The following is a 12,334-nucleotide window of genomic DNA, read 5'->3' on the forward strand; positions in this document are numbered from 1 at the left end:
AATGGAGAAGGCCGTCAAGACAACCTGCCCCTATTGCGGCGTCGGCTGCGGCGTCGTTGCGACCGTTGCCGACGACGGTGCGGTCTCCGTCAAGGGCGACCCGGATCACCCGGCAAACTACGGCCGGCTCTGTTCGAAGGGTTCGGCACTCGCCGAAACGCTCGATCTCGACGGCCGCATCCTTCATCCGGAGATCAGCGGCCGTCAGGCGTCCTGGGATGAGGCGCTCGACCTGGTGGCGGGACGTTTCGCCCAGACGATCGCCGAACACGGGCCGGATTCGGTCGCCTTCTATGTCTCCGGCCAATTGCTGACGGAGGACTATTACGTCGCCAACAAGCTGATGAAAGGCTTCATCGGTTCGGCCAACATCGATACCAATTCACGCCTGTGCATGTCCTCCTCCGTCGCCGGTCACCGCCGTGCCTTCGGTTCGGACACGGTGCCGGGAACCTACGAGGATCTGGAACTGGCCGATCTGGTGGTGCTCACCGGCTCCAACCTTGCCTGGTGCCATCCGGTTCTCTACCAGCGTCTTGCCGCGGCCAAGGCAAGGCGGCCGGGCATGAAGGTCGTCCTCATCGACCCGCGCCGCACCATGACCGCAGACATCGCCGACCTGCATCTGGCGATCCGTCCCGATACGGATGCAGCACTCTTCGTCGGCCTGTTCTCACATCTGGTCGCAGGCAATGTTGTCGACCAGAACTATGTGGCGGCGCACACGACCGCTTTCGCGGAAGCCTTGACGGCATCCGGAGCCGTCTCCTTTACCGAAGTGCTTGAGCGGACCGGTCTTCCGGCCATGCAGCTGCGCGAATTCTATCGGCTGTTTGCAACCACCGAAAAGGTGGTGACCTGCTACAGCCAGGGCGTCAACCAGTCCTCCTCGGGCACCGACAAGGTCAACGCGATCCTCAACTGTCACCTCGCAACCGGCCGTATCGGCCGGCGGGGCATGGGGCCATTTTCGCTGACGGGGCAGCCGAATGCCATGGGCGGCCGCGAGGTCGGTGGCCTTGCCAATATGCTCGCCGCCCATATGGCGATCGAGAACGCCGGGGACCGCGACCGCGTGCAGCGCTTCTGGCGCTCGCCGGCCATTGCCGAAAAGCCCGGCCTGAAGGCAGTCGACCTTTTCCAGGCGGTGGCTGACGGGCGCGTCAAGGCGCTCTGGATCATGGCGACGAACCCCGTCGTCTCGATGCCGGATGCCGATGCCGTCGAGGCGGCGATCCGGGCCTGCCCCTTCGTCGTCGTTTCGGATGTCCTGAAGGAGACAGACACCGCCCGTCACGCCCATGTGCTGCTGCCGTCCCTCGGCTGGGGCGAAAAGAGCGGCACGGTCACCAACTCCGAGCGCCGCATCTCCCGCCAGCGCGCGTTTCTTGAAGCGCCGGGGGAGGCGAGGTCAGACTGGTGGCAACTTACCGAGGTTGCCCGGCGCCTGGGCTTTGCCGAGGCCTTTACCTATGACGCTCCGGCCGAGATCTTTCGCGAACACGCCGCCCTCTCGGGCTTCGAAAATGCTGGCAGCCGCGATTTCGATATCGGCGCCCATGCCGATCTGACGTCGGAGGATTATGAGGCGCTGACACCGTTCCAATGGCCGCAGCCCGCCGGACAGGGGAGCGCCGAAAGCCGTTTCTTTGCGGATGGCGGCTTCTACCATGCCGATGGCAAGGCCCGTTTCGTGGCGCTTCGGCCGCCCGAAACCGTTCGGACCAATGCCGATTACCCGTTCACGCTGAACACCGGGCGCATCCGCGACCAGTGGCACACGATGACCCGCACAGGCAAAAGCGCGCGCCTTTCGGCCCATATCGCCGAACCGTTTGCGGAACTGCACCCGCGTGACGCAATGGAGATCGGCGTTGGCAACGCCGGCCTCGTCGAGATCGAAAGCCCTCAGGGCAAGGCGATCGTGCGCGCGCTGATCACTGAACGTCAGGCGCGCGGCAGCATCTTTTCGCCGATGCACTGGAACGACCAGTTTGCGGCCAAGGCGCGCATCGATGTCCTCGTGCCGGCGATCACCGACCGCCTCTCCGGCCAGCCAGCGTCGAAAAACGTTGCCGTCGCCGCGCGCAAATTCAAGGCGACGCACTACGCCTTTGCCGTATCGAAGGCAAAGCCGGTCGATCCGGGTGCCGCCTACTGGGCGCTGGCAAAGGCCGAGGCCGGCTTTCGCCTGGAACTGGCCTTTGCCGGGCCGCTGGACGACTGGGCCGGCTGGTGTCGGCGCGTCTTCGCGATCCCGCAAGGGGTAGAGCCACTCGGCTATGCCGACGCGCAGACCGGCGACATCAGGCTCGCCTTTTTCGATGGCGCGCGACTTCTCGCCGCCTTCTTCCTGGCGCGCGAACCGGTGGCCGTCGCCCGCAACTGGGCGATCGCGCAGCTTGCGGCCGACCACCTCGACCTGCGCAAGCGTTTCGCGCTCGTCGCCGGCCGGCCGGGCGCGGACAAGCCCGATCCCGGCGCCACCGTCTGCTCCTGCTTCGGCATCGGCGTCAACCAGATCGTCGCGGCCGTACGCGGCGGTTGCCACAGCGTCGAGGCCGTCGGCAAGTCGCTCAACGCCGGAACCAATTGCGGCTCGTGCCGCGCCGAGATCAGGGGGATCATCGATGGATGCCATGCAACCGCCGCGGAATGACGAACCTGCCCGCATGGAGCCGCTCGCCAAGCTGCCGGTCTTCTGGGCACTGGAGGGCCGGCGCGTCGTCGTTGCCGGCGCAACGGATGGCGCGATGTGGAAGGCCGAACTGCTCGCCGCCTGCGGCGCTTGCGTCGATGTCTACGCCGAAGCCTGCGACGAGACCTTCGAGGCGTTTCTTGACCGCACACCGGAACATCCGGCCGCGAGCATAGCGCTTAACCGTCGGCGCTGGGCGCCCGCCGATCTTGACGGTGCAGCGCTCGCCATCGGCGATTGCGAAGACGAGGCGGAGGCGCGAGCCTTCGTCGCCGCAGCCCGCGCGGTGGGCGTTCCGGTCAACGTCATCGACAAGCCGGAATTCTGCGAATTCCAGTTCGGCTCCATCGTCAACCGCTCGCCGGTGATCGTCGCGATATCGACGGATGGCGCCGCTCCGATCCTCGCCCAGACGATCCGGCGCAAGATCGAGACGCTGTTGCCGAAAAGCCTGAAGGTCTGGGCCGCGCTGGCACAGTCTCTTCGCGATGCGGTAAACCGGCGTCTTGAGCCCGGTCCCCGACGTCGCGTCTTCTGGGAGCGTTTTGCCGACCGGGTCTTTTCGACAATGGATACGCCGGAGGAGGGCGTAGGCGGGGTGCTTCTTGCTGATGCCGAAAGGCTCGCGGGAGCCCCCGCCATCGGTCGCGTGACCCTTGTCGGCGCGGGGCCGGGTGATGCCGAGCTTCTGACATTGAAGGCCGTGCGTGCGCTCCAGGCTGCCGATGTCATCCTGTTCGACGACCTCGTCTCCGCAGACGTGCTCGAGCTCGCGCGGCGGGAGGCGAAACGCATGCTGGTCGGAAAACGTGGCGGCCGCGAAAGCTGCCGGCAGGACGACATCAACGCCATGATGGTCAAGCTCGCCAAGGCCGGAAAACGTGTGGTGCGGCTGAAATCCGGCGACCCCATGGTCTTCGGCCGGGCCGGCGAGGAAATCACCCATCTCGACCGCGAGAACATTCCCGTGGACGTCGTCCCCGGCATCACTGCGGCAAGCGCCATGGCCTCCCGTCTCGGGCTTTCGCTCACCCATCGCGACCATGCCCAGTCGCTCCGGCTCGTGACTGGCCATTCCCGCCATGGCGGCCTGCCCGACGATGTCGACTGGGCAGGTGTCGCCGACCGCCGCTCGACGACGGTGTTCTACATGGGAGGCCGAACGGCGGGACTCATTGCCGAAAAGCTCGTCGGGGAGGGCCTTCCGCCCGAAACGCCCGTCGTCATCATGAGCGATGTCAGCCGGCCAACCGAGCGCAGCTGGCGCGGCACGCTTGCGACCATCCCCGAGGGCATCACGGCAATCGGCTACGACAACCCGGTGCTCATCGCCGTCGGCGACGCGCTTGCCGCCCGACAGGTCTCCGCCGGTTCGATCGATACAAGTTCGATCGATTCAAGCCGGCCCCTCGCCGCCTGCGCGGGGTGACGGCGTCTGACCTTCAGGTGAGCCGTGAAGAGGCTTCCTCCCTTCGGCGATGGCTTTACCGACTGAGGCGGTCGATGCCGGCGCGAACACGGGCGATGCCCTCCGGGATGCTCGCGGCGGGAATGGACGAATAGCCCATGCGGAAATAGCGGCAGGGCTGGTCGCTCCGTGGGAAGAAGGGAGAGCCGGACTCGACCAGCACGCCATCCTCCCGCAACGCGCTCACCAGCCGGTCGGCATCCAGTCCCTGCGGCCCCTCCATCCAGAAGGACGTGCCGCCGAAGCCGGATGAACCGGCGACGGTCAGATTTTCCCGACGCAGCGCCTCTGCCATCAGCACATGGCGCTTGTGGTATTCGGTCCGCATGCGGTGGAGCACGGCGTCATAGTGGCCGAGCGCCAGGAAATAGGCAGCGGTGCGCTGCAGGTGGCCGGGCGGATGGCGCAGCATCAGCGAACGAAGCGCGCGCGCCTCGCGAATGAAAGGGGCGGGCGCGACCAGATAACCGAGCCGGAGCCCGGGAAACAGCGACTTCGAGAAGCTGCCGATATAGAGCACGCGGCCCGTCGGATCGAGCGCCTTCAGCGCCGGCGAAGGCGGGGCGAGATAGCTGATCTCGAATTCGTAATCGTCCTCGACAATGACGAAATCTCTTTGCTCGGCAGCTCCAAGCAGTTGCGTTCGGCGTTCGACCGGCATTGTCGCGCCTGTCGGCGAATGGTGGCTCGGGGTCACGAAGACGGCGTCGACTTTCTCCGGCAGGGCATCCGGCGACAGGCCTTCGCCATCGACGTCGACCGTCGTGACTTCGGCGCCGCTCAAGAGCAGCGACGCGCTGATATCGGGATGGCAGGGGTTCTCGCACACTGCGGCAGAGCCCTTTTCCAGGATCAGCCGGGTCACGATCCACAGCGCATTCTGCGCGCCGACGGTGACGAGGATCTCGTCCGGCGTGGCATGGATGCCGCGCCGCGGCAGCGTGCGCGAACAGATGTAGTTGACGAGCCGAACATCGTCGGCCGCGGCAAAATCGCTCGCCATCAGCACGAAGTCCTCGCGCGCCAACGCCCGGCGGGCGCAGTCGCGCCAGGCGTTGAGGTCAAACAGCGTCGGATCCATCTGCCCGTAGAGGAAGGGGAAGGGGTAGCGCCGCCAGTCCAGCGGTTTGCGGACCTGGCGCACCACATCGAAATTCATCTTGATCTTGCGGCTCCAATCCACCCGGTCCGAGCCTGCGGCCGGCCGGTTGCCCTCCACATCCAGGCCTGGCGGGTTGCCGGAGATGCGATAGGAGCTGCGGTTGGCGGCCTCGACATAGCCCTGGTTGATCAGTTCCTGATAGGCGAGCGTCACCGTGATGCGCGAGATCCGCAGATAGTCGGCGAGCTTGCGCGTGGAAGGCAGGTGCGCGCGCGGCTGCACCCGCCCGGCGAGCACCGCCGAAACGACCGTCTCGCGCAATTGCGCCTGCAGGCCGATCCCGCTGTCGCGGTCAATGAAGAATATGGTCTCGGAAACGTTGATCTGCACGACGCCCGCTCCCCTTGGCGACGTTAAACTGGATCTATTCAACTTCCAGACTGGATATAACGCAAGCCGGATCTCGGCCTTATCGTCATGAGCAAGACCGGAAAAACGGCCAGGGAATAAACAAAGGGAACAAACAAAGAGGAGGAAGAAGAATGCTACATGGACATTTCAGACGACTGGCCGCGGCGGCCAGCATTGTCGCAAGCCTGGCCGCATCCGGCGTCGCCTACGCGGAAACGAAACTCGTCGTCGGCTATCAGCAGATCGTCGGCCCGTTCGTCGCCGCGATCGCCGATGGCCGCTTCGACGCCGCCGCCAAGGAAGCGGGCTATTCAATCGACTGGCGTCAGTTCAGTTCCGCGGGCGATATCACGACAGCGCTCGCCTCGGGCGACGTGCCGATCGGCGTTCTCGGGTCCACCGGGACTGCCGCTGCCGCCACCCGCGGCGTCGAACTGCAGCTTTTCTGGATCCTCGACAATATCGGCCAGTCCGAGGCGCTGGTCGCCCGCGACGGGTCGGGCATCGAGACGCCGGCCGATCTCAAGGGCAAGAAGGTCGCCGTGCCCTTCGTCTCGACCTCGCATTTCCATCTGCTCGTCGGCATGAACAAGGTCTGGAACGTCGACCCGCGCGAAGTGGAAATCCTCAACCTGAAACCGCCGCAGATCGTTGCCGCCTGGCAGCGCGGCGATATCGATGCGGCCTATGTCTGGCCGCCGGCACTTTCCGAGATCCAGAAGACCGGCAAGACGGTTTCCGACTCCGAGGTGATCGGCGCTGCGAGCGTGCCGACCTTCGACGGGCTGGTGGTCGACAAGGCGTGGGCTGCGGAAAATCCGAAGCTCATGGAGGCCTTCACCAAGGTCCTGGCCGACGCCTATGCCGACTACAATGCCAACAAGGCGGCCTGGACGGAGGAGTCGCCGCAAGTGGAAGGCATCGTCAAGCTGATCGGCGGCGATGGCCCGAGCACGGTGGAAGCCTTGCGCCTTCTGTCGTTCCCGAATGCGGATGAGCAGGCCTCCGAAGTCTGGCTCGGCGGCGGCGCTACGCGGGCGCTCACCGAAAGCGCCAAGTTCCTGGTCGAGCAGAAGCAGATCAGCAACGCGCTCGACGACTACGGCCCTTACGTGAATGCCGAGTTTGCCAAGGCGGCAGCGCAATAGGCTAATCTGCCATTTGCGCCGGCCGTTGAGGAGCGGCCGGCGCACCATCATAGACCGTGACCGAGGTGCAGGGAGGCATTTCTCATGGAAACATTGAGCGTCAGGAACATCAGTCTGACCTATCCGGGCCTCTACTCGGACCAGGCGATCATCGCCTTGAAAGGCGTCAATCTCACCATCAACAGCGGCGACTTCGTCGTCGCGCTCGGTGCCTCGGGCTGCGGCAAGACGACCTTGCTCAACCTGATGGCGGGCTTCATGGCGCCCTCGGAGGGCGACATCACGCTTGGCAACCACCAGGTGAACGGTCCCGGCGCCGAACGTGGCGTGGTCTTCCAGAAGCACGCGCTTCTGCCGTGGCTGAACGTCATCGAGAACACCGAATTCGGCCTCAAGCTGCGCGGCGTCGACAAGGCGACCCGGCGGGAGCTTGCGACCAAGAACCTTGCGCTTGTCGGCCTGCAGGATTTCCATCGCCACATGATCTATCACCTCTCGGGCGGCATGCAGCAGCGCGTCGGCATCGCAAGGGCGCTCACCTGCGACCCTGCCATGCTGCTGATGGACGAGCCGATGGCGGCGCTTGACGCACTGACGCGCGAGACCATTCAGGAGCTGCTCTTGAAGGTCTGGCAGCTCACCAACAAGATGTTCTTCTTCATCACCCACAGCGTGGAGGAAGCGCTGTTCCTCGGCTCGCGGCTGATCGTCATGTCGCCGCGTCCGGGTCGCATCACCCACACCTACGAGCTCAACTTCAACAAGCGTTTCCTCGCCGAGGGCAATGCCCGCGCGATCAAGTCCAGCCCGGAATTCATCCGTATGCGCGAGGAGGTGCTCGGCATCATCTATGGCGACGAACGTGCGTCCGGCAACCCGGAGGTGGCCCATGCTTGACAGAGTGACACGGGCCAAGCCCGCCAAGGCCGGCAAGATCTTTGGTGCTCCGGGTGACGGAAGCAGCGGCCTGATCAGCTTTTCGACGACGCTCGTGATCGTCGCTCTCTGGTTCCTCGTGACCGAAGGCGGCTGGGTCAAGCCGCTCTTCCTGCCGTCGCCGCTGGCGGTCTGGGACAAGTTCATGCTGGCTATGACCGACGGCGTTTCGAACTCGACATTGTCGCAGCATACGCTCGCCAGCATCGGCCGCGTCTTCGGGGCCTTCCTGCTGGCGCTGCTGACGGCAGTGCCGATCGGCGTGCTTATGGGCGTCAACCGGTTCGTGCGCGGGCTGTTCGATCCGATCATCGAGTTCTATCGGCCGCTGCCGCCGCTTGCCTACCTGCCGCTGGTCATCATCTGGCTCGGCATCGGTGAGTTCCCGAAGGTGTTCCTGATCTATCTGGCGATCTTTGCGCCGATGGCGATTGCCGCAAGGGCAGGGGTGCGTTCGGTCTCAACCGAGCAGATCCATGCAGCCTATGCGATGGGCGCCACCCGCGGACAGGTCATCAGCCAGGTGATCATGAAGGCGGCCCTGCCCGAAATCTTCACCGGGATGCGCATCGGCATCGGTGTCGGCTGGACCACGCTGGTGGCGGCCGAAATGGTGGCCGCCAACCGGGGCCTCGGCTTCATGGTTCTGAACGCCGCCGAAAACCTCGAAAGCGACACGGTGATCATGGGCATCTTCATCATCGGTATCTTCGCCTTCGCCTTCGATCTCTTGATCCGCTACCTCGAAAAGGCGCTGATCCCCTGGAAGGGCCGCCTCTAACCGGCGGCTACCTCCGACACTTCAACTGAATACGGCCTGGCGGCCTTTTGAAGACGGCCTTTCCCGTCTCCGGCGAAGCCATGCCTGACGACCAAGCCAAAGGACAGGACGATGACACTCTCTGCAACCGATCTCAAAACCTTGTTCGATGCCTTCAACCGGCACGACATCGATGGGGTCATGCACTTTTTCGCGGAGGACTGCGTGTTCAACGCGGTCGCAGGCCCCGAGGTCTACGGCAATCGTTTCACAGGCACTGAGGCGATCGCCGACGCCTTCAGCGGCGTCTGGACCTCGATGCCGGATGCCGCGTGGGGCAACCACAGCCACTTCGTCGAGGGGGATCGCGGCGTGTCCGAGTGGACCTTCTCCGGGACGGCGGCCGATGGCAGCCGCATCGAGGCCGAGGGCTGCGACCTCTTTACCTTCCGCAACGGCAAGATCGTGCGCAAGCAGGCGTTCCGCAAGAACCGCCCGGTCCTGCAACCCCGCTACTGACGGCTGGAGCAAGAGCCATGCAACTGCGCGCCACTCCCTTGAAGCCTGCGAGAGAGCCGTTCGATCCGGCCTACGACCCCAACCATGCCCGCAGCCCCGGCACGGGCAAGGACTACGCGCCGACCTACTGGATCGGCACCGCCGGGCAGGAGCCGGAGGATGACGGCCCGGTCACGCGCGACATCGATGTCGACGTCGCCATCATCGGTTCGGGCTATACCGGCCTCTCCTGCGCCATCCACCTGGCGCGTGAACACGGTATCAAGGCGACGGTGCTGGAGGCCAATGGCGTCGCCTGGGGATGCAGCACCCGCAACGGCGGGCAGGCGCAGATTTCCGCCGGTCGCCTGAAGCGCTCGCAATGGATCGCCCGCTGGGGCGTGGACGTTGCCCGCAAGATGCATGCCGAGATTTCCGAAGGCTTCGACCTATTTCGCTCGCTGATCCGCGAGCCGGAGATCAACTGCGACCCGCAGGACGGCGGCCATCTCTACATCGCCCACCGCGACAAGATGCTGCCGGCACTCGAAAGCGAGGTCCGCGTCCTCAACGACACCTTCGGCTATCGCGCCCGCATGATTTCGCGCGACGAGATCCATCGCGATTTCGTCCGCGACGAGGAAGCGCGCGGAGCGATGTACGAGCCCGACGGCATGGGTATCCATGCAGCCAAGCTCGCCTTCGGCTATCTGAGGCTTGCCCGTAAGCTGGGCGCAAAGGTGCACACGTCGAGCCCGGTGCTTGAGTGCACGGCCAAGGGCGGCGTGCATTATCTGAGGACGCCGGGTGGCACGGTCAGGGCGCGCGCCGTCTGCATCGCCACTGCGGGCTATACGTCGCCCGGCATGAACGCGCTCACCCGCCACCGACTGATGCCGATCCTGTCGAACTCGATCGTCACCCGGCCGCTGACCGAGAGCGAGCAGAAGGCGCTGAACTTCAAGGCGCGCATTCCGCTCACCGACACCCGGACGCTCCGCCACTACTACCGCATGCTGCCCGACGGACGGGTGCAGATCGGCAGCCGCAGTGCCATTACCGGGCGCGACGCCGGCAACCCGAAGCATCTCGAACTGCTGCTCGCCGGCCTCTACCGCAAGTTCCCGGCACTCCGCGGCATCGACATCGATTACTCCTGGTGGGGATGGGTGGATGTCAGCCACGACATGATGCCGCGCATCTTCCAGCCGGATCCGGCCCAGCGCCTGTTCTACGCCATGGGCTATGGCGGCAACGGCGTCATGTACTCCGCCCAGGCCGGGCGCCGCATGGCCCAGATGGTCGCCGGCAAGGGCGGCGGCCTCGACCTTCCGATTTTTACCTCTTCCCTGCCGGGCCACGGGCTTCTGACCCCGTTCCGAAGGCTTGGGCAATGGGGGATGTACCGCTGGTACTACCTCCGCGACGAGATCCTCTAACTCACTGAAATCACTGCCAGGAAAGGAACCACCCCATGAAAATGACCACCGAGGAAGCCTTCGTCAAAGTCTTGCAGATGCATGGCCTCGAACATGCCTTCGGCATCATCGGCTCGGCCATGATGCCGGTGTCGGACCTGTTCCCGAAGGCCGGGATCAGGTTCTGGGACTGCGCCCACGAGACCAATGCCGGCATGATGGCCGATGGCTTCAGCCGTGCCACGGGCGCGATGTCGGTTGCGATCGGCCAGAACGGCCCCGGTGTTACCGGCTTCATCACCGCGATCAAGACCGCCTACTGGAACCACACGCCGCTTCTGATGGTCACGCCGCAGGCGGCCAACAAGACGATCGGCCAGGGCGGCTTCCAGGAAGTCGACCAGATGGCGATGTTCGAGGAAATGGTCTGCTACCAGGAAGAGGTCCGCGACCCCTCGCGTATCCCCGAGGTGCTCAACCGCGTCATCGAAAAGGCCTGGCGCGGCTGCGCGCCGGCGCAGATCAACATCCCGCGCGACTACTGGACCCAGGTGATCGACGTCGACCTGCCGGCGATCGTTCGTTTCGAGCGTCCGGCGGGCGGCCCGCAGGCGATCGCGGAAGCCGCCAAACTGCTGTCGGAGGCGAAGTTCCCGGTGATCCTCAACGGCGCCGGCGTCGTCATCGGCAATGCCATCTCCGATTCCATGAAGCTTGCCGAGCGTCTGGACGCGCCAGTCTGCTGCGGTTACCAGCACAACGACGCCTTCCCCGGCAGCCACCGGCTTTCGGTCGGCCCGCTCGGCTACAACGGCTCGAAGGCGGCGATGGAGCTGATCTCCAAGGCCGATGTGGTGCTGGCGCTCGGCACCCGTCTCAATCCGTTCTCGACGCTTCCGGGCTACGGCATCGACTACTGGCCGAAGAACGCCTCGATCATCCAGGTCGACATCAACGCCGACCGGATCGGCCTTACCAAGAAGGTGTCGGTCGGCATCTGCGGTGATGCCAAGCAGGTCGCCCGCCAGATCCTCGAACTGCTTTCGCCGTCGGCGGGTGACGCCGGCCGCGAGGAGCGCAAGGCAACGATCCACCAGACCCGCTCGGCCTGGCAGCAGCAGCTCTCCTCGATGGATCACGAGGACGACGATCCGGGCACGGAATGGAACGAGAGCGCCCGTTCGCGCGAGCCGAACCGCATGTCGCCGCGCCAGGCCTGGCGGGCGATCCAGGCGGCGCTGCCGAAGGAAGCAATCATCTCGACCGACATCGGCAACAACTGCGCGATCGGCAATGCCTATCCGACCTTCGAAGCGGGCCGGAAGTACCTGGCACCGGGCATGTTCGGTCCTTGCGGCTACGGCTTCCCGTCGATCGTCGGCGCCAAGATCGGTTGCCCTGACGTGCCGGTGGTCGGCTTTGCCGGCGACGGCGCCTTCGGCATCTCGATGAACGAGATGGGTTCGATCGGCCGTGAGGGCTGGCCGGCGATCACCATGGTGATCTTCCGCAACTACCAATGGGGTGCGGAAAAGCGCAACACGACGCTCTGGTACGCCAACAACTTCGTCGGCACCGAGCTCAACCCCAACCTCTCCTACGCCAAGGTGGCCGAAGGCTGCGGTCTGAAGGGCGTTGCCGTCGACACCACGGCAGCACTCACCGAGGCGCTGTCGACGGCGATCGCCGACCAGAAGAACGGCGTGACGACCTTCATCGAGGTCATCCTCAACCAGGAACTCGGCGAACCCTTCCGTCGCGACGCGATGAAGAAGCCGGTGCCGGTTGCCGGCATCGACCGTGCCGACATGCGCCCGCAGAAGCGCGCCTAACCTCAAGAGAATGACATGCCCGTCCGGCGCGTCCGGGCGGGCTGAGCGTCCCGCGAGCGACCG

At 65.0% G+C, this 12,334-nt stretch carries 9 protein-coding genes; 8 read left to right on the forward strand and 1 reads right to left on the reverse strand.

Annotated features, from left to right (window positions below; translation table 11 throughout):
• Position 1 precedes the first annotated feature (1 nt).
• Together C1A35_RS07260 and cysG are read left to right on the forward strand one after the other, a co-directional pair.
• On the forward strand, positions 2–2,659 hold the full coding sequence (locus tag C1A35_RS07260; protein WP_104663676.1) for a nitrate reductase: 2,658 nt from the start codon (positions 2–4) through the stop codon (positions 2,657–2,659).
• Positions 2,631–4,127, forward strand: a complete 1,497-nt coding sequence (gene cysG / locus C1A35_RS07265) for a siroheme synthase CysG (protein WP_104663677.1) — start codon at positions 2,631–2,633, stop codon at positions 4,125–4,127. Before C1A35_RS07260 ends, cysG begins: the two co-directional genes overlap by 29 nt.
• 55 nt (positions 4,128–4,182) lie before the next feature.
• On the opposite strand, the gene pdxR is transcribed toward cysG, so the two are convergent.
• Positions 4,183–5,658: a MocR-like pyridoxine biosynthesis transcription factor PdxR gene (gene pdxR / locus C1A35_RS07270; RefSeq protein WP_104663678.1), complete on the reverse strand. Its 1,476-nt coding sequence runs from the start codon at positions 5,656–5,658 to the stop codon at positions 4,183–4,185.
• A gap of 152 nt (positions 5,659–5,810) precedes the next feature.
• Here pdxR and tauA point away from each other — a divergent pair, with 152 nt between their 5' ends.
• The 6 genes from tauA (at position 5,811) to xsc (ending at position 12,271) form a co-directional block, all read left to right on the forward strand.
• Positions 5,811–6,827, forward strand: coding sequence for a taurine ABC transporter substrate-binding protein (tauA, locus tag C1A35_RS07275; protein WP_104663679.1), 1,017 nt, complete (start codon positions 5,811–5,813; stop codon positions 6,825–6,827).
• 84 nt (positions 6,828–6,911) lie between these two features.
• Positions 6,912–7,724: a taurine ABC transporter ATP-binding protein gene (locus tag C1A35_RS07280; RefSeq protein WP_065375984.1), complete on the forward strand. Its 813-nt coding sequence runs from the start codon at positions 6,912–6,914 to the stop codon at positions 7,722–7,724.
• Positions 7,717–8,544, forward strand: coding sequence for an ABC transporter permease subunit (locus C1A35_RS07285; RefSeq protein WP_104663680.1), 828 nt, complete (start codon positions 7,717–7,719; stop codon positions 8,542–8,544). Before C1A35_RS07280 ends, C1A35_RS07285 begins: the two co-directional genes overlap by 8 nt.
• Positions 8,545–8,655: 111 nt before the next feature.
• Positions 8,656–9,042, forward strand: coding sequence for a nuclear transport factor 2 family protein (locus C1A35_RS07290; RefSeq protein ID WP_104663681.1), 387 nt, complete (start codon positions 8,656–8,658; stop codon positions 9,040–9,042).
• A gap of 17 nt (positions 9,043–9,059) precedes the next feature.
• The gene (locus tag C1A35_RS07295) at positions 9,060–10,460 is read left to right on the forward strand and encodes an NAD(P)/FAD-dependent oxidoreductase (protein ID WP_104663682.1); all 1,401 of its coding nucleotides are present in this window, start codon (positions 9,060–9,062) and stop codon (positions 10,458–10,460) included.
• A gap of 35 nt (positions 10,461–10,495) precedes the next feature.
• Entirely contained in the window at positions 10,496–12,271 is a 1,776-nt protein-coding gene (gene xsc / locus C1A35_RS07300) for a sulfoacetaldehyde acetyltransferase (protein WP_104663683.1), read from the forward strand.
• Positions 12,272–12,334 lie beyond the last annotated feature (63 nt).

Source organism: Ensifer adhaerens (genome assembly GCF_002940685.1).
GTDB lineage: Bacteria > Pseudomonadota > Alphaproteobacteria > Rhizobiales > Rhizobiaceae > Ensifer > Ensifer adhaerens_E.

Coding starts and splice junctions, on each gene's coding strand:
- C1A35_RS07260 (WP_104663676.1), top strand. CDS start 2: ATGGAGAAGGCCGTCAAGACAACCTGCCCCTATTGCGGCGTCGGCTGC.
- cysG (WP_104663677.1), top strand. CDS start 2,631: ATGGATGCCATGCAACCGCCGCGGAATGACGAACCTGCCCGCATGGAG.
- tauA (WP_104663679.1), top strand. CDS start 5,811: ATGCTACATGGACATTTCAGACGACTGGCCGCGGCGGCCAGCATTGTC.
- C1A35_RS07280 (WP_065375984.1), top strand. CDS start 6,912: ATGGAAACATTGAGCGTCAGGAACATCAGTCTGACCTATCCGGGCCTC.
- C1A35_RS07285 (WP_104663680.1), top strand. CDS start 7,717: ATGCTTGACAGAGTGACACGGGCCAAGCCCGCCAAGGCCGGCAAGATC.
- C1A35_RS07290 (WP_104663681.1), top strand. CDS start 8,656: ATGACACTCTCTGCAACCGATCTCAAAACCTTGTTCGATGCCTTCAAC.
- C1A35_RS07295 (WP_104663682.1), top strand. CDS start 9,060: ATGCAACTGCGCGCCACTCCCTTGAAGCCTGCGAGAGAGCCGTTCGAT.
- xsc (WP_104663683.1), top strand. CDS start 10,496: ATGAAAATGACCACCGAGGAAGCCTTCGTCAAAGTCTTGCAGATGCAT.